Here is a 21,968-nt window from a genome sequence, read left to right on the forward strand (position 1 = left end):
CCGGTTTTAGGGAATGAAAACAGGACGAACTCCCTTCAAGATTTCGGGGCCTGCGTGGTTGAAACGCGCAACTCGGCAAGCGGAATATGGCAGCGGATCACATGCCCATCTCCGGCCTCTTGCGCAGGCGGTGTGTCGGTCTCGCAAAGCGCTCCGCGCTTGACCGGACAACGTCGCTGGAACGGACAACCGCGGGCGGGCGGCGAGAGGTCTGCGAAATCCTCTGCCAATAGGTTTGGCGTTTGATCTGGATCAGGCTCCAACACCGCGCCCAAAAGCGCCTCTGTATAAGGATGTGAGGGGTGTGCATAGACTGCCGCGGCGGGCCCAATTTCGCAGAGCCGTCCCTGATAGAGGACGGCGACCCGGTCTGACAATGCGCGCACGACCGTCAAGTCATGGCTGACAAAGATGAAAGCGGTGCCATGTAATCCCTTGAGATCGTTGAGCAACTCCAGAACCGCCGCTTGCACGGAGACGTCGAGCGCCGATGTGATCTCGTCGCACAGGACGATTTCCGGCCCGGCGGCAAAGGCGCGTGCCACAGCCACGCGCTGTTTCTCACCACCTGAAAGCTGTCCCGGTCGGCGGTCGAGATAATGTGACCCCAACCGCACTGTGTCGAGCAACTCGACAGCACGGTCCCGCAGGGCGCGCTCTCTGAGTCCGAAATAGAGGCGTAGAGGTTGGGCGAGTATCTCGCCTATTGACTGGCGTGGGTTGAGACTGTCGTCCGGGTTCTGGAAGATCATCTGGATGCGGCGTAGGTGATCCGGGCGGCGCTGTTCAACGGTCGGGCTGAGGTCCGTGCCATCGCCGAGAGTGATGCGCCCCTTGGCAGGCGGCAGCAGGCCCGCGATTGTCTTGAGAATAGTGGACTTTCCGCTTCCGGACTCCCCGACAAGCCCCAAAGTCTCGCCGCGTGTCAGGTCCAGAGTGATGCCGTCGACGGTGGACGGGGGGCGCGGCGCGCCTCTGAGTGCGGCCAGGATACCGGGTTGGTCATAGCGGACTGCCACCTCGTCAAGTCGCAGCACAGATGGGCTATCGGCCGCGCAACAGCTGAGCACTGCTCCTGCACCGCCGAGATCAGACCCCGCCACCTGCATCGGGTAAAGACAGCGGGTCATCTGTCGGGCCATGCCTGTGATCATTGGTGGGTGCGTAGTGGTGCATTCCTTGGTCGCCATTCCGCAACGCGGCGCAAAGGCACATCCGTCACGGGGGCCGTCTGGACCTGGCGGTCGCCCTTCAAGAGCGCGGGGCAGGGTGCGGTCGCCCAGCCGTGGGATTGACGCCAAAAGTCCGCGCGCATAGGGGTGACCGGGATGTCTGAGCACCTCGCGCGTGGGCCCCGACAGGACGGTTTCCCCGGCATAAAGCACCTGCACCCGGTCGCAGACCCGCGCGATAACCCCAAGGTCGTGGCTGACATAGACCATGGCCATGTTGCGCGAAGCAGCTAATTCTCTCAGCAATTCAAGGATATGTGCCTGTGTGGTGACGTCGAGGCCCGTGGTGGGCTCATCCAGCATTAGCGCATCCGGCTCACCGGCGAGGGCCATGGCAATGGCCACGCGCTGTTGCTGACCGCCAGATAATTCATGCGGATAGCGGTGCAGAATTGCTTTGGGGTCTGGCAGCCGGACTTGAGTCAACAGATCCATGGCGCGCTCGGCATGAGAACTTGTCGGCATGGAGCAGTGCAGCCGCAATGCCTCGTGAATCTGTCGCCCGATGCGTAGGGTCGGGGTCAAGGCTTGGCCTGAGTTTTGAGGAATGAGGCCAAGCTGACCGCCCCGAATATTGGACAAGTCGTGAGATGTACGAGCGAACATATCCGCCCCGTCATAGATCACCTCACCTGAAATTTTCTGCAGCCCGTGTTTGAGATAGCCCATGGCTGCAAGGGCCAAGGTGCTTTTGCCCGAGCCGCTTTCGCCGACGATGCCAATACTTTCGCCGCGGCAAACGGTCAGATCGACGTCATGTAAGACCGGAAGGAGCGCCCCGGAGCGGCCCCGGAACCCGATACAAAGTTTGCGAATGTCGATCAGGGGGGGGCTGGCCATGTCACACCACCGCCTTGCGGCTCTGATCGAGGCCAAGAGTTTTCGCAAGAGCGTCTGCGGTCAGGTTGATGCCAATGATCAGGCTGGAGAGGGCCACAACTGGTGCGATTACGCCCCACGGGGCCAACGACATATAGACTCGCGCGTCCGAAACCATCAGCCCCCAGTCGGGGTGTGGAGGGGCGACCCCAAAGCCGAGAAATGACAGGGCGGAGAAGCCCAGGAGCATCCAGGACCACCGCATCGCACCTTCAACCAGCAGAGCATCGGCCACATTCGGCAAAAGTTCGCGGCGCACGATGTCTAAGCGTCGATGTCCACGCGCGCGGGCGGCAGAAATGAAATCGCGGGCCACCACCTCATGCGCGGCGGCGCGGGCGACGCGGATCACGGGTATCCCAAAGAAAAACGCCAATGTAGGCATTAAGACCTCGCCGCCGCTGCCAAAGACGGTGATGAGCACCAAGAGGGGCAAGATGCCGGGCAGGGCGAGGAAGGCATCGACGAGGCGCATGGCGACCTCGTCCGTCCAGCCACCGCGCAGGCCGAGGTAGACGCCCAGAAGGCCGCCCCAGATCATGGCGATCGGGGTGGCGATGCCGGTGACCAAGAGAGCCTCGCGACCGCCCAAGAGCATGCGGGTCAGAACATCTCGACCGAGATGATCTGTGCCCAGCCAATGCTCGGAGGAGGGGCCAGAAAGGGTCTGGAGCGCGTTCATCTCTTTGTAATCAAAGGGAACTATCCAAGGGCTGACGAGCGCTAATAGAAGGTGACAGACGACCAGCGTCAGCCCGATTGCCCCGGACGGGCGCGCAATCATGTTGCGCACGATGGCGGCAGTTCGGGTCATCCCTGCCTCATGCGGTGGCTGCGCAGGCGGGGGTTGAGGGCGAGGCTGAGGATGTCGGCGAGGAGGTTGATGGCGACGTAGGTCGCGGCTACGATCATGGTGATTGCCTGCACGACAGGCAGGTCGCGGCCCGAAATGGCATCCACCAACAACCGGCCAAGCCCCGGATAATTAAAGACAACTTCGACTACGACTACCCCACCCAAGAGCCAAGCAACGGTCAGGGCGATGATGTTGATGGCGGGCAGGAGGGCGTTGGGAAGGGCATGACGAAAGACGATTTGCCAGTAGGGAACGCCTTTGAGGGTGGCCATTTGAACATAGTCGCTGGCCATGGCGTCGATCACCGACGAGCGCACCATGCGCATGATATGAGCCACCATGAGCATCGTCAAAACCACCGCCGCGAGGATGAATTCAGGAAAGAATTCAAGGGGTTGCGCGTCAGCAGGGGTCAGGACAATAGCCGGAACCCATCCCAGCCAGATGGCGAAGATCAGGATCAAAAGGGTGGCGGCGACGAATTCGGGGATGGTCATGGCAAAGATCGCGCCGGTGGAAAAAAGCAGGTCTATCCACGTGTCACGGCGCAGCCCGGCGACCGTTCCAAGAAAAATAGACAAGGGAATTCCGACACTTAGCGCCCCTGCGGCCAAGAGAAAGGAGTTGCGAACGCGGTAGCCGACGAGGTCGGTGATGCTATCCTTACCATTGGCGGACAGACCGAAGTCACCCTGTAGGGCGGAGCCGGCCCAAGACAGGTAGCGGCTGAGGGCGGGACTGTTTAACCCCATGATTTCACGGCATTTTTCCAGAGCTTCGCCGTGGGCGTCGCGTTCGAGAATGGCGGTGCAGGCGTCGCCGGGCAAGGCCTCGACGCCGAGAAAGATGATCACCGAGACGAGCCAAACTGTGACAAGTCCAAGCGCCAACCGCTTGAAAATCATAGAAAACATCTGTCCTGTTCCCCTGAAACAGGTCACGGTCCCCTGCCTGTGCCTGAGCGCAGCCTAGACCAGCGCCTGTGCCTGCGTCGAGTGTTTCTTGGGCTTGGGCGGTGTACATCCTGTGCCTTTTGTAAACGGGTTATGTACACAGGATCGGATGGGCTGGAATTTCCGTGGTTTTGCGGGTGCAGAGCATGGATCGAGGCGTTTGGACCGGCCTGTCACATTTTCGCGCATGGGCTGTGAAGGGGAATTGAACGGGCGGAGATCGCGGGATTCCCATCGTTGGGATACCGAGTTAGACGCCGAGGTATTGATCGGTGATCTCTGGGGTCAGGTCGGTAAAACCGCCCTGCCAGACGGTGCGCCCCTTTTCAAGGATCACGGCGCTGTCGGCGACGCGCCCGAGTTCGCGGATGGATTTGTCGATCACCAAAAGCGCCATGCCGGTTTCGGATTTGAGGCGGGCAAGCGCGGCCCAGATTTCCTGACGCACGACGGGGGCCAACCCCTCGGTCGCCTCGTCGAGGATGAGGAGACGGGGGTTGGTCATGAGTGCCCGGCCAATCGCCAGCATCTGCTGTTCGCCGCCTGAGAGGGAGGCGGCGATTTGATCCTGACGCTCGGCGAGACGCGGAAAGAGCCGGGTGACGGCGGTCATGTCCCAAGGGCCGGGGCGGGCGGCGGCGATCAGGTTTTCGCGCACGGTGAGGCTGGCAAAGCAGCGCCGCCCCTCGGGGACAAGACCGATGCCTGCGCGGGCGGCGCGGTGGGCGGGCATACCGCTGAGGTCACGCCCGGCAAAGGTGGCGGCACCTCCGCTCTGGCGCAGGAGGCGGCAGATCACCTTGACGGTGGTGGATTTGCCCATGCCGTTGCGGCCCATCAGGGCGACAACCTCGCCCTCGCTGACAGAGAGATTGACATCAAAGAGCGCCTGACTCGCGCCGTAAGAGGCGGTGATCTGGGTGAGGGACAGAAGCGTCATGGCGCGGCCTCGTCCATGTCGTCACCGAGATAGGCGCTGCGCACCTCGGGGTCGCGGCGGATCTCATCCACGGTGCCGGTGGCGATGATCTCGCCGTAAACCAACACGCTGATCCGGTCGGCGAGGGCAAAGACCGCATCCATGTCATGCTCGACCAGCAGGATCGGGGCCTCGGCGCGCAATTTGTCCAGAAGCGTGGTCAGCGCGCGGGTGCCATCGGCCCCAAGCCCGGCCATCGGTTCATCCATGAGGAAAGCGCGGGGGCGCAGGGTGAGGGCGATGGCGACCTCGAGTTGGCGACGTTGGCCGTGCGACAGCTCGGCACAGCGGGTGTTGCGGGCATCAAGCAGGCCAACGGTATCAAGGGCCGCTTCGGCGCGGGCGCGCAGGTCGGTATCGCGCAGCACCGGGCGCAGAAAGCGGACCACATCGCCGCGTTGGCCGAGCGCGCCAAGCACGGCGTTCTGCAGCACGGTATAGTCCATCGGCAGGGCGGAAATCTGGAATGTGCGGGCCATGCCAAGCCGCGCGCGCGCCGCCGTATCAAGGGCGGTCACGTCCTGTCCGGCAAAGAGGATGCGGCCTGCATCGGGGCGCAGCGCGCCTGCGATTTGTGCAATCAGGGTGGACTTGCCCGCGCCATTGGGGCCGATCAGCGCGTGAATCTCGCCCGGCCTCAGATCGAGGCTGATGTCGCGGCTGGCGGTGAGCGCGCCAAAGCTCTTGGACAGGCCTGATATGGCGAGAATGGGGTCAGTCATGCGGCTGCCCCCGTCCGGCAAGTAGTCCAAAGAGACCGCCGCGTGCGAAAAGCACGGTGCCAAGGAGGATGGCCCCGAGGTAGATATGCCAATACTCGCTGAGCCCGCCCAAGCTATGTTCGAGCAGGATGAAAAGCGCGGCCCCCGCAACCGGGCCAAAGACGCGGCCCACCCCGCCCAGGATCACGAAGACCATGATCTCGCCCGAGGTTTGCCAGGAGAACATCACCGGGCTGACAAAGCGGTTGAGATCCGCAAAGAGCGCGCCCGCAAGCCCGGTGATCGCCCCCGAGAGGGTGAAGGCGATGAGATAGAGGCGATAGGGGCGTTGACCTATGGCGGCGACGCGCGCCTCGTTCTGCCGCGCCGCGCCCAGCATGAGGCCAAAGTTTGAGCGGGAAAGACGCGCGGTGAACAACAGGATCAGCGCCAGAAGGCCGTAGCAGAGCGCAAAGAACTGGATCGGGTCCATGGTGTTGAGACCCGGAAAGCCGTTGCGGACATAGATCGAGAGGCCATCTTCGCCGCCGTAAGTGGGCCAGGAAATCGCGAAATAGTAGAACATCTGTGAAAACGCGAGGGTGATCATGATGAAATAGACCCCCGTGGTGCGCAAGGACAGCGCGCCCACGGCAAGGGCGGCGAGGGCCGAGGTGAGCGTGGCGATGATCCAGATCACCGGCATGGATTTGGTGCCCTGGAGGGTGAGGGGCCAATCGGTGAGGGTCGTATAGGTCTGGGCGTGATAGGCCAGAATGCCCATGGCATAGCCGCCAAGCCCAAAGAAGAGCGCATGGCCAAAACTCACCAGCCCGCCAAAGCCGAGCGCGATGTTGAGGCCGACACCGGCGATGGCGAGGATCACGGCGCGGGTGGTGAGGGTGATCAGAAAGGGCTCGTCTGTGGCCCATGCGTAGAGGGGAAAGAGCAAGAGGATCGCCATCAGGGTGGCGTTGAGCAGGCGTTCGCGGGTCATGCGGTGGCTCCGAAGAGGCCACGGGGGCGAAAGATCAGCACGCCCGCCATAAGGATATAGATCGCCATCGAGGCGAGAGATGCGCCGACGGAATTGGCCGCTGCTGGCTCCATGAAGGTGGCGAAGAAGGTTGGAAGGAGGGCGCGGCCCAATGTGTCGGTCAGCCCCACGAGGAGCGCGCCGACAAAGGCCCCTTTGATCGAGCCGATGCCGCCGATCACGATGACGACAAAGGCGAGGATCAGCACCGGCTCGCCCATGCCCACCTGCACCGATTGAATGGCGCCGATCAGTGCGCCGGCAAGGCCCGCGAGCGCCGCGCCAAGGGCGAAGACCAGCGTGTAGAGCGCCGAGATGTTGACGCCGAGGGCCGCGATCATCTCGCGGTCATTCTCGCCTGCGCGAATGCGGATGCCGAGGCGGGTTTTCGAGATCATGGCAAAGAGCGCGGCGGCGATCACCAGCCCTGCGCCGATCATCGCAAGGCGGTAGCGCGAATAGTCGATGCCAAACGGCAGGCGCAGCGTGCCCGAGAGCCAGTCGGGCGTGTCGAGATAGAGCGGGAAAGAGCCAAAGGCCCAGCGGGTGCCCTCGGACAGGATCAGGATGAGGGCGAATGTGGCCAAGACCTGATCGAGGTGGTCGCGGTCATAGAGGCGGCGGATGACGAGAAGCTCGATCAGCACGCCGGCCACGGCGGCGGCGGCGAGGCTGGCGGCGAGGGCCAAGAGGAACGAGCCGGTCAGCCCCGCCACCCAAGCCGCCGCAAAGGCGCCGATCATGTAGAGCGAGCCATGCGCGAGATTGATCAGCCCCATCACGCCGAAAATGAGCGTGAGCCCGGCCGCCATGAGAAACAGCATCACCCCGAATTGCAGCCCGTTGAGGGCCTGTTCGATGAGCAGGACGGCGGACATCGCGGCGGTCAGCCCCTGGCCTTGAGGCCGATGCGGCGGCCGATGCCATCGGGGCGGGGCAGGGCGGCATGCGCCTCGGCCATGGCGGCGACGCGGGCGGCGACATCCTCGGGCATGGGCACAACGCGCGGGCCGTTTAGATCGACATGCAGGGTCAGCCCCTCGCCGGTGGCGGCGATCCAGCCGTCGCTGTGAAAGAGTTGCTGAAAGAAGTGAAAGCGTTTGCCATCGTGGTCGAGCAGATAAAAGCTGCTGCGCAACTGGTCGCCGAATTTCACCTCGCGCAGATAGCGGATGTGGAATTCGGCGCTAAAGGTGGTGAGGTTGCGGGTGGCGCGATACTCTGGCCCAAAGCCCATCTCCTCGAAGGCCTCATCGGCGCAGCGGTCAAAGAGCACGGTGTAATAGCCCATGTTCATATGGCCGTTATAGTCGATCCAGCCCTCTTCGACCGGGTGGAAAGCGGAGAGGAAGGGCTGGGCGTCGGGCATCGGACCTCCGGGCGTTGGGGTTTGCGGGTCTTTTAGGGGATTTGCGGCGGGAATGGCAATGGGATCGGGCCTCTGGCGGTTTCGTGATTTGGATTTCAGGGCGGTGTGCTTAGCTATACAGGAGGATGGGTCAGCAAGGGATGAGCGCGATGATCACACGGCGTAGGGTTTTGGCAGGGGGTGTTCTGGTCGGGGCCGGGGCGGCGGGCTATCTGGTCTGGGGGCAGGCCGGGTTCGAGGAACTGGCGGCGGTGCCGGTGTTCGCCCAAGAGGGCGTGGCGCTGGGCGGCACTGATCCGGTGGGGTATTTCAGCGAGGGGCGCCCGGTGGCGGGGCTGGCCGCGCATAGTTTTGAGTGGAACGGGGCCACTTGGCATTTCGCCAGCGCCGAGAACCGCGACGCTTTTGCCGCCGAGCCGGACCGCTACGCGCCGCAATACGGCGGGTTCTGCGCCTGGGCGGTGGCGGAGAAGGGCAAGCTCTATTCCACCCAACCCGACAATTGGGCGATTGTGGAGGGCAAGCTCTATCTCAATTTCAACGATGATATTGAGGCGAAATGGCAAGCGGACGTGCCGGGGTTTATTGCGCGGGGGGATGCAAGGTGGCCGGAGGTGTTGAAGGGGGAGGGGTGAGGGGGGCTTACAGGAGCCTCGCGTCTAATCCGTGTTATAACGTATTCCAGCCCGGAGCGGACATGGAGCCGATCTGCTGAGATGGCCAAAGCGGACGTCGATGTTGGTGCAGCCGAGTGACTGAGGTGCGTGACTTAGCTGCTTTCCAATTCTATTCGTTTTCTATAGCCGCGAGTGTCGGAAGCGCTGCATACAGCATCCTAGTTTCTTTCTCAGACCGGCCCGAAAAATCTCGATAACGCCCCCGAGAGCTTGTCACAATGTATCCGGCCAAGTCCACTAGATTGGTCACCGCCTCTGTTAGCTCCAAGAGATCGTTAAGTGTTGCTCTCTCCGGCTCAGCGTCTGGCTCGATGTTATGGGCCAAAGTGTAGTCTCTCAACGACCTCAACTTTGAACTTGTGCTGTTCCCACTTAATTCTCGATTAGCTGCAATGAAATGTTCTCTAGCCAAGAAATAGCGATCAATAGGATACTCGATCCCGATTTCGATCATTCTTGCAGCATGATGCCGCTCAATATCTTGCTCAGTCGGTACGTTCCTAGCCAGCCTGCGGACTGTTATCGTATCACGGCCCGTATCAAGCATCCGAGTATTGAACAGAATTAGTGCATTCGCTATTTCGGTGTTTCCGAGTAACAAAGCGCGGCCTGACATCGAGCCATCCACGACCCGCATCCAATCATCGTTTTCGATAAGTGCTTTCAGATGCCCTAGGTGCCGAGAATAGTAGCTGCACTGTTTATGGAGCTTCTCATAGAGGTCAGCAAACTCATCCATCACATCGGCCTTTCTCCGTCCATCCAACACCAGAAATCTCAGCTATTCAAAACGACAAAGCCTCAAGCTGCAACGTTGAGGGTGAAAGTAAGGGCTCTTACCTCAGCTTTCGCTGCAGGCTACACGACAGGCCGCTGTCGGGAAACGGGCCAAGCTTTGCAAACTCCGCTTCCTGCGCACTGGTGAACTTGGTGCGTAGTGCAGCATCGTTGTCGTGGTATTATGCGCTGTGGCAGGTTTGCACGGTGAATTCACAAATGAAGTGCAATTTCTTTAACAAGGTATTGAATTGCATGGAGTTAATTTATGGGACGCTGCTACCCTCACCTGAACCTCGACGAACGGCGTAATCTGGCCAAATGGCTTGAAGCGAAGATATCAATCAAAGAGATCGCTGATCGGTTGTGCAGAGATGCATCGACAATCTACCGCGAGATCAAGCGCAACTCGTGCCGTTTCGACGATCAACCTGAGTTGAACGGCTATCATGCGTTGGCCGCGCAGGATCGGAGCGAAGATCGCCGTGCGGTGCATCGCAAGCTGATCTTATATCCCGAGATCATGGCTGCCGTGCGGTGTGGTTTTGACGCCGGATGGTCCCCTGAACAAATTGCAGGACGTATGCGCCTGGAACGCCATCCGATGCGTGTGAGCCACGAGACGATCTATCGATATGCCTATTCAAAAGCCGGCCGTGCTGAGAAGTTCTACCGCCACTTACCCATGCATCGCCATCGCCGCAGGCCACGTGGAACTCGGAGGCATCATGGGCGTCATATCCTTGATGAATTGGCCATCGCGCACCGCCCTGAAGCGATAGCCGAACGTGACCAGTTCGGTCACTGGGAGTGCGACCTGGTGATGTTCCGCAAGGAGTTTGGCAAAGCCAATGTGACGTCTCTGGTCGAGCGTGTCAGCCGGTTTGCTCTCGTTTTGAAGAACCCGGATCGCCAGTCAAAACCGGTGATGGAGAGCCTGATCGCCAACCTGTCTCCCCTGCCAGCTGAAGCGCGTCGCAGCATCACCTTTGATCGCGGCACTGAGTTCAGCGCATGGCAGCATCTAAAGGATGGTCTGGGCGTCGAACCATGGTTCTGCGATCCTCAGTCGCCGTGGCAAAAAGGAACGGTCGAGAACACCAACAATCGCCTGCGCCGCTACCTGTCCCGCAAGGCTGATCCCACGGCGTTCACAGATCGATATTTGAGGTCAATCTGTGACCGCCTCAACGCGACCCCACGCAAGTGTCTGGGGTATCAAACACCGGCTGAGGTATTCCGGGCAAAACTGATGGAAGGAGGGCCATGATCCAGATAAAATGACCCCACAGAAATTGCGCTTCAGCGTGAGTTCACACACTCTGCGCTGTCGTTGACGATGCAGGAAACACGGTGCTGCCGCGCAGTGCCTGTCCGCCGGGTGGGCGCTCCAACCTCATCGGCTGGCAGTTTATGTTTGCCAAATCCGTCTGCATTATCAGTTTGGCGTGAGGTCGCAAAAGCGCCCGCCCGAGGGGGCGGACGGGCGCTGCGCGGCGGTGCCTGCGGCACCTTGATTCCGCGCTTTGGGATTTGGGGCGTGTGGCAGCTATCGTAACTGCGGTCTTGGGATTAAGACTCCGGGGTTCCCCCTCACGCCCAAGGCCCCCTTTGGGCGCGCTCTCCTGCCATCTCGCGCAGGGCGCGGATGCGGTTGGCGGGGTTGGGGTGGGTGGAGAAGAGCTTGTCATGCGCGTGGGCGTGCAGCGGGTTGATAATGAACATATGCGCCGTGGCGGGGTTGCGCTCGGCGGCGTCATTGTCGATGCGGGCTGCGAGGCCTGAGATCTTTTCCAGCGCCGAGGCGAGCCAGAGCGGGTTGCCGCAGATATCGGCACCGATGCGGTCGGCCTCGTATTCGCGCGAGCGGCTGATCGCCATTTGCACGAGGCCCGCTGCAAGGGGGGCCAGGATCATCAGCGCCAGCGTGCCGATCATCCCCATGCCATTGTTGCGTCCCCTGCCGAAGAACATGGCAAAATTGGCCAGCATGGAAATGGCCCCGGCAAAGGTGGCGGTCACGGTCATGATGGTGGTGTCATGGTTGCGGATATGGGCCAGCTCATGCGCCATGACGGCGGCGATTTCCTCGCGGCTGAGGTTGCGCAGGAGGCCGGTGGTGGCGGCGACGGCGGAATTGGCGGGGTTGCGCCCGGTGGCAAAAGCGTTGGGCTGATCATTGTCGAGAATATAGACCGCCGGGCGCGGCATGCCGGCGGCATCGGCCATGTCATGCACCATCTGGGTGAGCGCCGCGCCTTCCGGCCCCGAGGCGGGGCGCGCGTTGTGCATGCGCAGCACCATGCGATCGGAATTCCACCACGCAAAGGCGTTCATGCCCAAGGCAAACACCAAGGCGATCATCGCTCCGCCCATGCCGCCCAAAAGCGCGCCGATGCCCAGAAAGAGCGCGGTCATCACCGCCATCAAAATGCCTGTGCGCAGATAGCCCATCGGATCATCCCCCTTGATATACCGAGGCAATATGGGGGTTTCTCGGAGGCTTGCAAGCGGGAGATCCTTGGATCCGGGGGGGCCTGCTGTTGAAAGGGGCTGGTCCCGCGCGGGCCAGCGGCTAGGATGCGTCCATGATCATTTCGCCCGGCCGCAATTATATCTTTGTGCATATCCCCAAGACCGGCGGCACCGCGCTGGCGCTGGCGCTGGAGGGGCGCGCGCAAGCGGAGGATATTCTGATCGGGGATACGCCCAAGGCGCAGCGCCGGCGGGCGCGGTTGAAGGGCGTGCAGGCGCGCGGGCGGCTGTGGAAACATGCGACACTGGCCGATATTGACGGGCTGGTGAGCGCTGCGGTGGTGGCGGATGCGTTTACCTTTACACTCGTGCGCAACCCGTGGGATCGGATGGTAAGCTATTACCATTGGCTGCGCGGGCAGGATTTCGAGCATTCGGCGGTGCATCTGGCGAAAACCCATGATTTCGCGGGATTTCTGGCGGCGCCCGAGACTCAGGCCGCGCTGCGGGCAAACCCCGCACGACGCTATATGACGGCGGCGGATGGGCAGGAACATTGCCGTCTTTATATCCGGCTGGAGAATTTGGAGGCGGATGCCGCACCGCTCTGGGCGCATCTGGGATTTACGCTTGCGGTGCCGCGCGCCAATGCTTCGGAGCGGGGGCATTACCGCGACTATTACGGCACCCGCGAGGTTGCGATCGTGGCGGAATGCGCAGCTGAGGATATCGCGCGATTCGGCTATGACTTTTGACGCGATATGACAGTTTCGTGAGATTGCGAGCGTCGCATGCGCTAATCCGACAGCTTTGGCTGGGTTGTTCACCACGTCGCAACGGTGCCTTTTTCCTGCCTGAATCCGAGCAAAAACGGGTCATGTTAACCATGACTTAGTCACTCTGTCGGAGTGTTGGACTGTCGGACAGGCAGGACTATGGGTACAAGTTTGAGAGGGACCGGGACCGGGATGCTGGGCTGGATTGGCATGGGCGCAGGCAGGGCTGCCACGGAGCAGATGGCAGAGCCGTCTGGTGTGAAAAGCGGCCTTTTGAGCGGGACGCGGGTGGCAACGGGACATGGCTGGCGTCCGGTTCAAGCCCTCTGTGCGGGGGATCTGGTCGTGACCTTTGATGCGGGCGTGCAGCCCCTCACCGGGGTGATGCGGCATCGGCTCTGGACCGGCGAAAGCGCCTGTCCGCCGCGATTTTGGCCGCTGGAGTTGTCGCGTGGGGTGCTGGGCAATCGCGCGCCGCTGCGGATCATGCCGCATCAGGCGGTGATGGTGGAAAGTGATCTTGCCGAGACACTTTGGGGTGATCCCTTTGCGCTCTTGCCCGGTGCGGCGCTTGACGCGATGCCCGGTGTTGACCGGGTGCCGCCTGAGCCGGGAGCGGAGGTGGTTCTATTGCAGTTCGAGACCGAGCAGGTGGTGTTTGCCGAGCATGGTCTGATGGTGCTGTGTCCGTCCTCACGCGATCTGCTGGAGTATGGGCTGGGCCCAGAGCAGGTGTCCTATGAGGTTCTGTCGATCGTCGAGGCGCGGGGGCTGGTGCTGGCCATGGCCCGGATCGGCGCGCTTGGGCATCCGGTGAGCGAGTCCTCAGAGCGCGGATATATGGCGGTCTGAACGATGCTGGAACGATTGGCCCCTGGCAGGCAGTGCGGCGCAGAGTTTGATGGGCGCAGACCACCGACGCCCGAGAGGAGGCCCGCCATGACCGATCCGCGCAGCTTTGCCAGACCTGAGGGCGGATTGCCCTCGCAAGGCCAGCTTTTGAGTGACCGCGCGGTGTTTGCCGAGGCCTAGGCGTGATCCCTGCGGGGTGATACGGCTATTGTGACAAGCTATCTGCGACATTGACACAAACGCGGGTCCGGGTGATCTCGCGGCCGATGCCCGGCTTTGCCGAGACTTTTTCGCATTATGGGATGGAGGTGGCACCGGGAGGTGGCAGCACGCGGCCCGAGCCCGAGGCGGGCGATTACATGTGGCTGCGCGCCTTTTGTCCGGAGGCCTGCTACGCGGGCGGACCGGGGCGGTTTCGCTATCTGCTCTACAAGGACGTCAATCGGCATATGGCGCTGTGAGGCGGGGTGCTGCCCCCGGACCCCCGGAGTATTGGCAGAACGGTGAGGGCAGGGGCAGGCGGGCAGAATTTGATCAAATTATATTTCGGGGCTGGCGTTTCCCGACATGGCGCGACAATGTCAGCCCTGTTGACCTGTCACGCCGGAGGACGTCATGCCAGAGGACCGTATTCGTATTGTCATAAACGGGTTTGGCCGGATCGGCCGCAGCATCCTGCGCATTCTGATGCGCGAGGGGGCAGCGTTCGATCTGGTGTGTATCAACGATATCGAGCCGTTGGAGACCTGCGCCTATCTGTTCCAATATGACAGCGTCTATGGACCCTGGCCGGGGGAGGTGGCGACGCGACCTGGCGTTCTGGTGGTGGATGGGCAGGAAATCCCGTTTCACGCGGCGCATGATTTGAGCACGCTGGATTTGAGCGGGGTCGATCTGGTGCTGGAATGCACCGGCATGGGGGGCGCGCGCGCTGTAGCCGAGCGCGGACTGGCGGCGGGCGCGCGGGCGGTCTTGGTCTCTGGCCCATCGGCGGAGGCGGATGCGACTTTGGTGATCGGCGCCAATGAGGGTGATCTGGGCGAGCATCGGATCATTTCCAACGCCTCCTGCACCACCAATGCGCTGGCGCCTTTGGCGCGGCTCTTGGACGAGGCCTATGGCATCGTCAGCGGGCAGATGACGACGGTGCATTGCTATACCGGCAGTCAACCCACGGTGGACAAGCCGCGCGATGCGCCCGAGCGCAGCCGTGCCGCCGCCCTGTCGATGGTGCCCACTACGACGAGCGCGCAGCATCAGACCGGGTTGGTGCTGCCGGGGCTCAAGGGACGGATCGAGGCACGGGCCATCCGGGTTCCGGTGGCGAGCGTGTCCTGTATTGATCTGGTGGTGCAGTTGCAGGCCGATGTGACGGTGGCGGCCGTCAATACGATGTTAGAGGCAGCAGCAGCGCGGCATCACTGGTTGGGCTGGACCGAGTCGCCATTGGTGTCGTCGGATCTGCGGGCACGTCCAGAGAGCCTGATTGTCGCCGGGCCGCAAACCTCGGTCTCGGTTGGTGGACTTGTGCGGGTGTTTGGCTGGTATGACAATGAATGGGGGTTTTCCTGCCGCATGCTGGATATGGCGCGGCTGATCGGGCGGCGCGTGTGACGCGCCGCCCGGACGTTATTTGCGCAGGGTGACGTTGGCAAAGCCCATGGCGCGCAGGCGGTTTGCGCCCGCATCCAGTTGGGATTGCGTATTGAACGGGCCGGCCAGCACGAGGGTCAACGCGCGGCCGTCGCGCGCAAGAGTGCCGCGCCGCGCCGGAAGGCCGCTGCGCGCGATGCGCTGCGCCGCAGCCTGTGCCTGCGCGGGATCGGCAAAGAGACCGGCCTGCGCGTAGCGGTGGCTGGGCGTGCTCTGGCGTTCGTTGGCAGGCGTTGAGCGGGTCGAGACCGTGGCGCGGGGGGTGGGGTGAGGGGGCAGCTCTGCCAACTGCTGGCGTGTCATCGGGGCCGGGACATAGCGCCCTTGGGTGGCGACGGTCACACCGGCTGCGCGCTGCGCCTCAAAGCTCGTGTAGGGCGGTTGCAGGCCGGGATACTGGTGGATCGCATCGGCCCCGGTGCGACGGTCGATCAGACGTTGCGGCACGGTGTTGGTCCACATCACAAGCATCTGCTCGCGCCCCTCGAAGGTCTGATGGGCGCGGTAAGGATTGAGGCGGTCATCCTCCCACACCGGCTGCATGCCTTTGGGCACGGAGACCCCGGCCAAGCTGGCCTGCTGGCTGGCATAGACGCGGGCCGGGGCGACGCGGGTATAGGCGGGCACGGTTTCGGGCGTGGCCGGGGTGCCGGGGCGGGGGGCTGCGACGAGCGTGCGATTGGACGTGCTGCGCTTGGAATAGGTCACATGCGGCGACCCCTGCGGGCCGCAACGCACGGGCGAGCCCTTGTGCTGCACCGTATAGGCGGCGGAGACCCCGGTAAGATTGGCACAGGCGCTGCGTGCGGGATCGGGTTGGGTGACGCGGATCGCGCGGCTCGGAGATTGTGCTGTAGCGGGAGTTCTGATGGCGACCGGGCGCGGGTCAGCCTCGGGGCGCAGCGCATTGAGCGGGGCACCGGCGACGACAGTCTGCGGAGCAGGAGCCTGACCGGTTGTAACGCGGCGCAGAGGCTGGGCTGTGGCGACAGGTGCCGGTTGACGGATCACGCGCGCAGTGGGGGCGGGAGCCGGTGCCGCGGCGGCGACGCGAGGCACAGGGGCAGTTTGGGCGGGGGCGGTTTTGACGGGGGCCGTGGGTTGCGGGCGGGGTGCGGCCTGCGCCACGGGTTGCGCAGGCGCCGGGGCGGCTGCCTGAACGCTGGGGGCGAGGCTGGGCTGGAAGCCGCAGAGCTGATCGCGACTGCGGGTTACGCGTGGCACCCATGTGACATTGCCCGCAACGCCCGCGCGCACATAGACGCACCCGGTGCTGTCGACATATTGCCGGCCCTGATAGCTGGACGGGGGGAACTCTGCGGGTTCCGAAGCGGTGCGAAGGGTCTGTGCGGATAGGTCGCCCGCGCCGAGCAGGGCGACGGTCGAGGCCAGCATGGCAAGTCGTTGAAATCTCATTTTGCCCCCAAGATCAATTCAGGGCAGGTTGCCTTATTTTTGCTATTTAGTAAACAGTGATTGGCTTATTTAGTGCCAAACATGCGGTCACCCGCATCCCCTAGTCCGGGCAGAATATAACCCTTGTCATTCAAGCGCTTGTCGAGTGCTGCGGTGACGACTGGCACGTCGGGATGCGCCTCTTGCATGCGCGCCACGCCTTCGGGAGCGGCGAGAAGGCAGAGAAAGCGGATGTCGCGGGCGCCTGCCTCTTTGAGCATGGTCACGGCGGCGGCAGAGGAATTGCCGGTGGCCAGCATCGGATCAACGACGATCGAGAGGCGTTCCCCAAGCTGCTCGGGCACTTTGAAGTAGTATTTGACGGGCTGAAGTGTGGCCTCGTCACGGTAGAGACCGACAAAGCCGACGCGGGCCGAGGGGATCAGTTCCAACATGCCGTCAAGCAGGCCGTTGCCCGCGCGCAGGATCGAGATGAGCGCCAGTTTGCGCCCGGCAAGGACCGGCGCGTCCATTTCCATCAGCGGCGTGTCAATGGCACGGGTGGTCATCGGCAATTCGCGAGTGATCTCATAGGCGAGAAGCTGGCTGATCTCGCGCAGGAGTTGGCGGAAGACGGCTGTCGAGGTTTCCTTTTGCCGCATCAAGGTCAGCTTGTGCTGCACGAGCGGATGATCGACGATGGTGAGATTCGGAAACATGGCGGGCCTCTTGTGCTGCGGTGGTGTCCGTCATTCCAGAAAACGCGGCCAAGGGCAACGCTGTGGTTTGCGGTGTGCAATCGGGATTGCGCGGCCCGGTGCGGCGGTGCAAGCTCGGGCTTGAAAAATAACGGGGGCATGGTATGAGCATGCCGTAGCGGTAGTTTAACATTAAACTATTTTTATCCGCAGGGAGATGAGGACCATGACCGACAGCCACAAGGAAGCCACCCGTCAGGCGGCGCTGGATTACCACGCGCTGCCCCGGCCCGGCAAACTGGAGATCCGGGCGACGAAACCGATGGCCAATGGCCGCGATCTGTCGCGCGCCTATAGTCCCGGCGTGGCGGAGGCCTGTCTGGAGATCAAGGCCGATCCGGCGGCGGCCTCGCTCTATACCACGCGCGGCAATCTGGTGGCGGTGGTAACCAATGGCTCTGCGGTGTTGGGTTTGGGCAATATCGGCGCGTTGGCGTCCAAGCCGGTGATGGAGGGGAAGGCGGTTCTGTTCAAGAAATTCGCCAATATCGACTGCTTTGACATCGAAGTGAACGAGAGTGACCCGGAAAAGCTGGCGGCAATTGTCTGCGCGCTGGAGCCGACCTTTGGTGCGATCAATCTGGAGGACATCAAGGCGCCGGATTGTTTCATCGTTGAACGAATTTGCCGCGAGCGGATGAATATCCCCGTGTTCCATGACGATCAGCATGGCACGGCCATCGTGGTGGGCGCGGCGGCCACCAATGCGCTGCATGTGGCGGGCAAGACATTTGAAGAGATCAAGGTGGTCTCGACCGGCGGCGGGGCGGCGGGCATTGCCTGTCTCAACATGCTGCTGAAATTGGGTGTGAAGCGCGAGAATATCTGGCTCTGCGATGTGCATGGGGTGGTGCATGTGGGCCGTGAGATCGAGATGAACCCCGAAAAGGCGGCCTTTGCGCAGGTGACGGACCTGCGGACACTGGGCGAGGTGATTGGCGGGGCGGATCTGTTCCTTGGGTTGTCGGGGCCCAATATAATGACGCCTGAGATGGTCAAGGCAATGGCCAAGCGGCCGATCGTTTTTGCTCTGGCCAACCCGAACCCCGAGATCATGCCCGATCTGGCGCGCGCGGCGGTGCCGGATGCGATCATTGCCACGGGGCGGTCGGATTTCCCCAATCAGGTGAATAACGTGCTGTGTTTCCCGTTTATTTTCCGAGGCGCGCTCGACGTGGGCGCGACCGAGATCAATGACGCGATGCAGGTGGCCTGTGTGCAGGGGATCGCCGAATTGGCGCGCGCCTCGACCAGTGCCGAGGCGGCGGCGGCCTATCACGGCGAGCAGATGACATTCGGCGCGGATTACCTGATCCCCAAGCCGTTTGATCCACGCCTGTCGGGTGTTGTTTCGACCGCTGTGGCGCGGGCGGCGATGGAGAGCGGCGTGGCGGCGCGGCCGATGGCGGATCTGGAGGCCTATAAGGCGGGTCTGGATGCCAGCAAGTTCAAATCGGCGCTCTTGATGCGGCCGGTGTTTCAGGCGGCGTCCACAGCGTCGCGGCGCATTGTCTTTGCCGAGGGCGAGGATGAGCGGGTCTTGCGCGCGGCGCAGGCGATTTTGGAGGAAACCACGGAACAGCCGATCCTGATCGGGCGTCCCGAGGTGATTGCGCGGCGGTGTGAGCGGGCGGGGCTGTCAATCCGTCCCGAGCGGGATTTCAATATCGTCAACCCGCAGGACGACCCGCGGTATCGCGATTACTGGGAGACCTATCATGGGGTCATGGCGCGCAAAGGGGTGACGCCCGATCTGGCGCGGGCGATCATGCGCACCAACACCACGGCGATTGGCGCGGTGATGGTCCATCGCAATGAGGCCGATAGCCTGATCTGTGGCACCTTTGGTGAATTCCGCTGGCATATGAAATATGTGACCAATGTCCTGGAGGATGCAAGCCGCCGCCCGCATGGCGCGCTGAGCATGATGATCCTCGAAGATGGGCCGCTGTTCATTGCCGATACCCATGTGCGGGTGACGCCGAACGCGGCGCAACTGGCCGAGACCGCGATTGGTGCGGCGCGGCATGTGCGGCGGTTTGGGATCGCGCCCAAGGTGGCGTTCTGTTCGCAGTCCCTATTCGGCAATCAGCCGGATGAGGGGGCAGAACGGTTGCGGCAGGCGATTGCGCTCTTGGATGAGGCTCCGCGTGATTTCGTCTATGAAGGCGAAATGACGATTGATGCGGCGCTTGATCCCGATCTGCGCGAGCGTCTCTTGCCGGGGAACCGGATGCACGGGGCGGCAAACGTGCTGATCTTTGCCTATGCCGATGCCGCGTCGGGCGTGCGCAATATCCTGAAGATGAAGGCCGGGGGGCTGGAAGTGGGTCCGATCCTGATGGGGATGGGCAACCGGGCGCATATCGTGACGCCGTCGATCACCGCGCGGGGCTTGCTCAACATGGCGGCCATCGCGGGGACGCCGGTGGCGCATTACGGGTAGAATCAGGGTTTGCAGATAAAATCTTTGCAGGTTTGCAAAGATGGCATCACTTTATGTCAAGCTGAACAGAATAAGCCGCTTTGCAAAAATTTGCAGGGCGGCTTTTGTCTATTCTGCAAAATTTCTGCGGCCTTCTGTCCCGTGCCCCTGCATGATGCTTGCTCCAAGGCAGGGCGATCCGTAACACATATCCAACGGATCGGAGGAGGATACCATGGGATACACTGAGGTTTACGAGCGGTCGCTTGCAGATCCTGAAGGCTTTTGGATGGAGGCGGCGGAGGCGATTGATTGGGTGAAGAAGCCCAGCAAGGCGCTGTTTGACGAGGCCGCCCCGATCTATGAGTGGTACAAGGACGCTGAGGTCAACGCTTGCTGGAATGCCGTTGACCGGCATGTGGCGGCGGGGCGTGGCGCGCAGACCGCGATCATCCATGACAGCCCGGTTACGGGCATCAAGCAAAAGATCAACTATTCGCAATTGCGGAGCCGCGTGGCGCGGCTGGCCGGGGCGCTGCGGGCCCGGGGGGTGGAGAAGGGCGACCGCGTCATCATCTATATGCCGATGGTGCCCGAGGCATTGGAGGCGATGCTGGCTTGCGCGCGGCTGGGCGCGGTGCATTCTGTGGTGTTCGGCGGGTTTGCCGCGCATGAATTGGCGGTGCGGATCGACGATTGCACGCCCAAAGCCATTATCGGCGCCTCTTGCGGGATCGAACCGGGGCGGGTGGTGCATTACAAGCCACTCCTCGATGGGGCGATTGAACAGGCCAAGCACAAGCCTGACTTTTGCGTGATTTTCCAGCGCGAGGAAGAGGTGGCCAAGCTGATCGAAGGGCGCGATTACGACTGGCACGCGTTCCAGTACGGTGTGGAGCCTGCGGACTGTGTGCCGGTATCGGGGGATCATCCGGCGTATATCCTTTATACCTCTGGCACCACAGGCGCGCCCAAGGGCGTGGTGCGGGCCACGGCGGGGCATCTGGTGGCGCTCAACTGGTCGATGAAGAACATCTATAACGTGAATCCCGGCGAGGTGTTCTGGGCCGCGTCCGATGTGGGCTGGGTCGTGGGGCACAGCTATATCTGTTACGGGCCGCTCATCCATGGCAACACGACCATCGTGTTCGAGGGCAAGCCGGTGGGCACGCCGGATGCCGGCACGTTCTGGCGGGTGATTTCCGAGCATAAGGTGCGCAGTTTCTTTACCGCGCCGACAGCGCTCCGGGCGATCAAGCGCGATGATCCCAAGGGGGAATTGATCGGGAACTACGACATTTCGCAGTTGCGCGCGCTCTATCTGGCAGGGGAGCGGGCGGACCCTGATACGATCGAATGGGCGCAGAAGGTGATGCAGGTGCCGGTCTATGACCATTGGTGGCAGACTGAGACCGGCTGGGCGATTGCGGGGAATCCTGCGGGGATGCAGGCGCTGCCGGTCAAGATCGGATCGCCGACGGTGGCGATGCCGGGCTATGATGTCTGCATTCTGGACGAGGGCGGACATGAGGTGGCACCTGGCACCTTGGGGGCCATTGCGGTGAAATTGCCGCTGCCGCCGGGGACATTGCCGACGCTGTGGAGTGCCGAAGGCCGGTATCGCAAATCCTATCTCACCACCTTTCCCGGCTATTACGAAACGGGCGATGCCGGGATGAAGGACGAGGACGGCTATCTCTGGATCATGGCGCGCACCGATGACGTGATCAACGTGGCGGGGCATCGTCTGAGCACTGGGGCGATGGAGGAGGTTCTGGCCGGGCACCCCGATGTGGCCGAATGTGCTGTGATCGGGGCTGCGGATGCGCTCAAGGGTCAGGCGCCTGTGGGCTTTCTCTGCCTGAACACCGGATCGGACCGGGATCGTGCCGAGGTGGTCCGCGAAGTGGTGACGCGGGTTCGGGATCAGATCGGGCCGGTGGCGGCCTTCAAGCTCGCGGTTGTGGTGGAGCGTTTGCCCAAGACCCGTTCAGGCAAGATCCTGCGCGGTATCATGGTCAAGATCGCGGATGGCCAAGACTATAAGATGCCAGCTACGATCGACGACCCCATCATTCTCGATGAGATCAAGAGCGCCTTGCAAAGCATTGGTTTGGCAAAATAATGCGGCGAAAAACAAGAGGGTTCCGGAGGAAGCCGGAACCCTCATCCCCC

The 21,968-nt window shown here is 62.3% G+C and carries 19 protein-coding genes and 1 pseudogene; 8 read left to right on the forward strand and 12 right to left on the reverse strand.

Going from position 1 to position 21,968, the window contains the following annotated elements; translation table 11 throughout:
* Window positions 1–35: 35 nt before the first annotated feature.
* From ROS217_RS12660 to ROS217_RS12695, 8 genes are all read right to left on the reverse strand, one after another.
* On the reverse strand, window positions 36–2,072 hold the full coding sequence (locus ROS217_RS12660; protein WP_009818156.1) for an ABC transporter ATP-binding protein: 2,037 nt from the start codon (window positions 2,070–2,072) through the stop codon (window positions 36–38).
* Between the two features lies 1 nt (window position 2,073).
* Complete coding sequence (locus tag ROS217_RS12665; RefSeq protein WP_009818157.1) at window positions 2,074–2,925, reverse strand: ABC transporter permease; 852 nt, start codon at window positions 2,923–2,925, stop codon at window positions 2,074–2,076.
* Window positions 2,922–3,881 (reverse strand): ABC transporter permease, encoded by a 960-nt coding sequence (locus ROS217_RS12670; protein ID WP_009818158.1) that lies wholly within the window; start codon window positions 3,879–3,881, stop codon window positions 2,922–2,924. The genes ROS217_RS12665 and ROS217_RS12670 overlap by 4 nt, the downstream gene beginning before the upstream one ends.
* A gap of 289 nt (window positions 3,882–4,170) precedes the next feature.
* A complete protein-coding gene (locus ROS217_RS12675) occupies window positions 4,171–4,860 on the reverse strand; it encodes an ABC transporter ATP-binding protein (RefSeq protein ID WP_009818159.1) in 690 nt (229 codons plus the stop codon).
* On the reverse strand, window positions 4,857–5,621 hold the full coding sequence (locus ROS217_RS12680; RefSeq protein ID WP_009818160.1) for an ABC transporter ATP-binding protein: 765 nt from the start codon (window positions 5,619–5,621) through the stop codon (window positions 4,857–4,859). Before ROS217_RS12680 ends, ROS217_RS12675 begins: the two co-directional genes overlap by 4 nt.
* Window positions 5,614–6,597 (reverse strand): branched-chain amino acid ABC transporter permease, encoded by a 984-nt coding sequence (locus tag ROS217_RS12685; protein WP_009818161.1) that lies wholly within the window; start codon window positions 6,595–6,597, stop codon window positions 5,614–5,616. The genes ROS217_RS12680 and ROS217_RS12685 overlap by 8 nt, the downstream gene beginning before the upstream one ends.
* Window positions 6,594–7,514: a branched-chain amino acid ABC transporter permease gene (locus tag ROS217_RS12690; RefSeq protein WP_009818162.1), complete on the reverse strand. Its 921-nt coding sequence runs from the start codon at window positions 7,512–7,514 to the stop codon at window positions 6,594–6,596. Before ROS217_RS12690 ends, ROS217_RS12685 begins: the two co-directional genes overlap by 4 nt.
* 8 nt (window positions 7,515–7,522) lie before the next feature.
* On the reverse strand, window positions 7,523–8,005 hold the full coding sequence (locus tag ROS217_RS12695) for a thioesterase family protein (RefSeq protein ID WP_009818163.1): 483 nt from the start codon (window positions 8,003–8,005) through the stop codon (window positions 7,523–7,525).
* 149 nt (window positions 8,006–8,154) lie between these two features.
* Here ROS217_RS12695 and ROS217_RS12700 point away from each other — a divergent pair, with 149 nt between their 5' ends.
* Window positions 8,155–8,640, forward strand: a complete 486-nt coding sequence (locus ROS217_RS12700) for a YHS domain-containing (seleno)protein (protein WP_157046595.1) — start codon at window positions 8,155–8,157, stop codon at window positions 8,638–8,640.
* Between the two features lie 151 nt (window positions 8,641–8,791).
* Here the strand turns inward: ROS217_RS12700 and ROS217_RS12705 are convergent, their stop codons facing one another.
* The gene (locus tag ROS217_RS12705) at window positions 8,792–9,421 is read right to left on the reverse strand and encodes an AbiU2 domain-containing protein (RefSeq protein ID WP_009818165.1); all 630 of its coding nucleotides are present in this window, start codon (window positions 9,419–9,421) and stop codon (window positions 8,792–8,794) included.
* A gap of 306 nt (window positions 9,422–9,727) precedes the next feature.
* Here ROS217_RS12705 and ROS217_RS12710 point away from each other — a divergent pair, with 306 nt between their 5' ends.
* Window positions 9,728–10,729, forward strand: coding sequence for an IS30-like element ISRssp4 family transposase (locus tag ROS217_RS12710; RefSeq protein WP_009817807.1), 1,002 nt, complete (start codon window positions 9,728–9,730; stop codon window positions 10,727–10,729).
* A 323-nt stretch (window positions 10,730–11,052) separates the two neighbouring features.
* On the opposite strand, the gene htpX is transcribed toward ROS217_RS12710, so the two are convergent.
* A complete protein-coding gene (gene htpX / locus ROS217_RS12715) occupies window positions 11,053–11,913 on the reverse strand; it encodes a zinc metalloprotease HtpX (RefSeq protein WP_009818166.1) in 861 nt (286 codons plus the stop codon).
* 134 nt (window positions 11,914–12,047) lie between these two features.
* Here htpX and ROS217_RS12720 point away from each other — a divergent pair, with 134 nt between their 5' ends.
* The 4 genes and pseudogenes from ROS217_RS12720 (at window position 12,048) to ROS217_RS12735 (ending at window position 15,176) form a co-directional block, all read left to right on the forward strand.
* On the forward strand, window positions 12,048–12,689 hold the full coding sequence (locus ROS217_RS12720) for a sulfotransferase family 2 domain-containing protein (protein WP_009818167.1): 642 nt from the start codon (window positions 12,048–12,050) through the stop codon (window positions 12,687–12,689).
* Window positions 12,690–12,902: 213 nt separating this feature from the next.
* Window positions 12,903–13,562 (forward strand): Hint domain-containing protein, encoded by a 660-nt coding sequence (locus ROS217_RS12725; protein WP_009818168.1) that lies wholly within the window; start codon window positions 12,903–12,905, stop codon window positions 13,560–13,562.
* Window positions 13,563–13,837: 275 nt separating this feature from the next.
* Window positions 13,838–14,023 (forward strand): annotated as a pseudogene (locus ROS217_RS25120) ((S)-ureidoglycine aminohydrolase); the annotation flags it as partial.
* A gap of 154 nt (window positions 14,024–14,177) precedes the next feature.
* On the forward strand, window positions 14,178–15,176 hold the full coding sequence (locus ROS217_RS12735; protein WP_009818171.1) for a type I glyceraldehyde-3-phosphate dehydrogenase: 999 nt from the start codon (window positions 14,178–14,180) through the stop codon (window positions 15,174–15,176).
* A gap of 15 nt (window positions 15,177–15,191) precedes the next feature.
* Here ROS217_RS12735 and ROS217_RS24890 read toward each other — a convergent pair whose 3' ends face one another.
* Both ROS217_RS24890 and upp read right to left on the reverse strand, forming a co-directional pair.
* A complete protein-coding gene (locus ROS217_RS24890; protein ID WP_157046597.1) occupies window positions 15,192–16,631 on the reverse strand; it encodes an SPOR domain-containing protein in 1,440 nt (479 codons plus the stop codon).
* 65 nt (window positions 16,632–16,696) lie between these two features.
* Window positions 16,697–17,329, reverse strand: a complete 633-nt coding sequence (gene upp, locus ROS217_RS12745) for a uracil phosphoribosyltransferase (RefSeq protein ID WP_009818173.1) — start codon at window positions 17,327–17,329, stop codon at window positions 16,697–16,699.
* Window positions 17,330–17,534: 205 nt separating this feature from the next.
* Here upp and ROS217_RS12750 point away from each other — a divergent pair, with 205 nt between their 5' ends.
* Together ROS217_RS12750 and prpE are read left to right on the forward strand one after the other, a co-directional pair.
* Window positions 17,535–19,814 (forward strand): NADP-dependent malic enzyme, encoded by a 2,280-nt coding sequence (locus tag ROS217_RS12750; RefSeq protein ID WP_009818174.1) that lies wholly within the window; start codon window positions 17,535–17,537, stop codon window positions 19,812–19,814.
* A 214-nt stretch (window positions 19,815–20,028) separates the two neighbouring features.
* Entirely contained in the window at window positions 20,029–21,918 is a 1,890-nt protein-coding gene (gene prpE / locus ROS217_RS12755) for a propionate-CoA ligase PrpE (protein WP_009818175.1), read from the forward strand.
* Window positions 21,919–21,968 lie beyond the last annotated feature (50 nt).

Origin of the sequence: Roseovarius sp. 217, from assembly GCF_000152845.1 — a bacterium.
GTDB lineage: Bacteria > Pseudomonadota > Alphaproteobacteria > Rhodobacterales > Rhodobacteraceae > Roseovarius.

Excerpts from the sequence above, each read along its gene's own strand:
- ROS217_RS12660 (WP_009818156.1), bottom strand. The coding sequence starts at position 2,072 with ATGGCCAGCCCCCCCCTGATCGACATTCGCAAACTTTGTATCGGGTTC.
- ROS217_RS12665 (WP_009818157.1), bottom strand. The coding sequence starts at position 2,925 with ATGACCCGAACTGCCGCCATCGTGCGCAACATGATTGCGCGCCCGTCC.
- ROS217_RS12670 (WP_009818158.1), bottom strand. The coding sequence starts at position 3,881 with ATGTTTTCTATGATTTTCAAGCGGTTGGCGCTTGGACTTGTCACAGTT.
- ROS217_RS12675 (WP_009818159.1), bottom strand. The coding sequence starts at position 4,860 with ATGACGCTTCTGTCCCTCACCCAGATCACCGCCTCTTACGGCGCGAGT.
- ROS217_RS12680 (WP_009818160.1), bottom strand. The coding sequence starts at position 5,621 with ATGACTGACCCCATTCTCGCCATATCAGGCCTGTCCAAGAGCTTTGGC.
- ROS217_RS12685 (WP_009818161.1), bottom strand. The coding sequence starts at position 6,597 with ATGACCCGCGAACGCCTGCTCAACGCCACCCTGATGGCGATCCTCTTG.
- ROS217_RS12690 (WP_009818162.1), bottom strand. The coding sequence starts at position 7,514 with ATGTCCGCCGTCCTGCTCATCGAACAGGCCCTCAACGGGCTGCAATTC.
- ROS217_RS12695 (WP_009818163.1), bottom strand. The coding sequence starts at position 8,005 with ATGCCCGACGCCCAGCCCTTCCTCTCCGCTTTCCACCCGGTCGAAGAG.
- ROS217_RS12700 (WP_157046595.1), top strand. The coding sequence starts at position 8,155 with ATGATCACACGGCGTAGGGTTTTGGCAGGGGGTGTTCTGGTCGGGGCC.
- ROS217_RS12705 (WP_009818165.1), bottom strand. The coding sequence starts at position 9,421 with ATGGATGAGTTTGCTGACCTCTATGAGAAGCTCCATAAACAGTGCAGC.
- ROS217_RS12710 (WP_009817807.1), top strand. The coding sequence starts at position 9,728 with ATGGGACGCTGCTACCCTCACCTGAACCTCGACGAACGGCGTAATCTG.
- htpX (WP_009818166.1), bottom strand. The coding sequence starts at position 11,913 with ATGGGCTATCTGCGCACAGGCATTTTGATGGCGGTGATGACCGCGCTC.
- ROS217_RS12720 (WP_009818167.1), top strand. The coding sequence starts at position 12,048 with ATGATCATTTCGCCCGGCCGCAATTATATCTTTGTGCATATCCCCAAG.
- ROS217_RS12725 (WP_009818168.1), top strand. The coding sequence starts at position 12,903 with ATGCTGGGCTGGATTGGCATGGGCGCAGGCAGGGCTGCCACGGAGCAG.
- ROS217_RS12735 (WP_009818171.1), top strand. The coding sequence starts at position 14,178 with ATGCCAGAGGACCGTATTCGTATTGTCATAAACGGGTTTGGCCGGATC.
- ROS217_RS24890 (WP_157046597.1), bottom strand. The coding sequence starts at position 16,631 with ATGAGATTTCAACGACTTGCCATGCTGGCCTCGACCGTCGCCCTGCTC.
- upp (WP_009818173.1), bottom strand. The coding sequence starts at position 17,329 with ATGTTTCCGAATCTCACCATCGTCGATCATCCGCTCGTGCAGCACAAG.
- ROS217_RS12750 (WP_009818174.1), top strand. The coding sequence starts at position 17,535 with ATGACCGACAGCCACAAGGAAGCCACCCGTCAGGCGGCGCTGGATTAC.
- prpE (WP_009818175.1), top strand. The coding sequence starts at position 20,029 with ATGGGATACACTGAGGTTTACGAGCGGTCGCTTGCAGATCCTGAAGGC.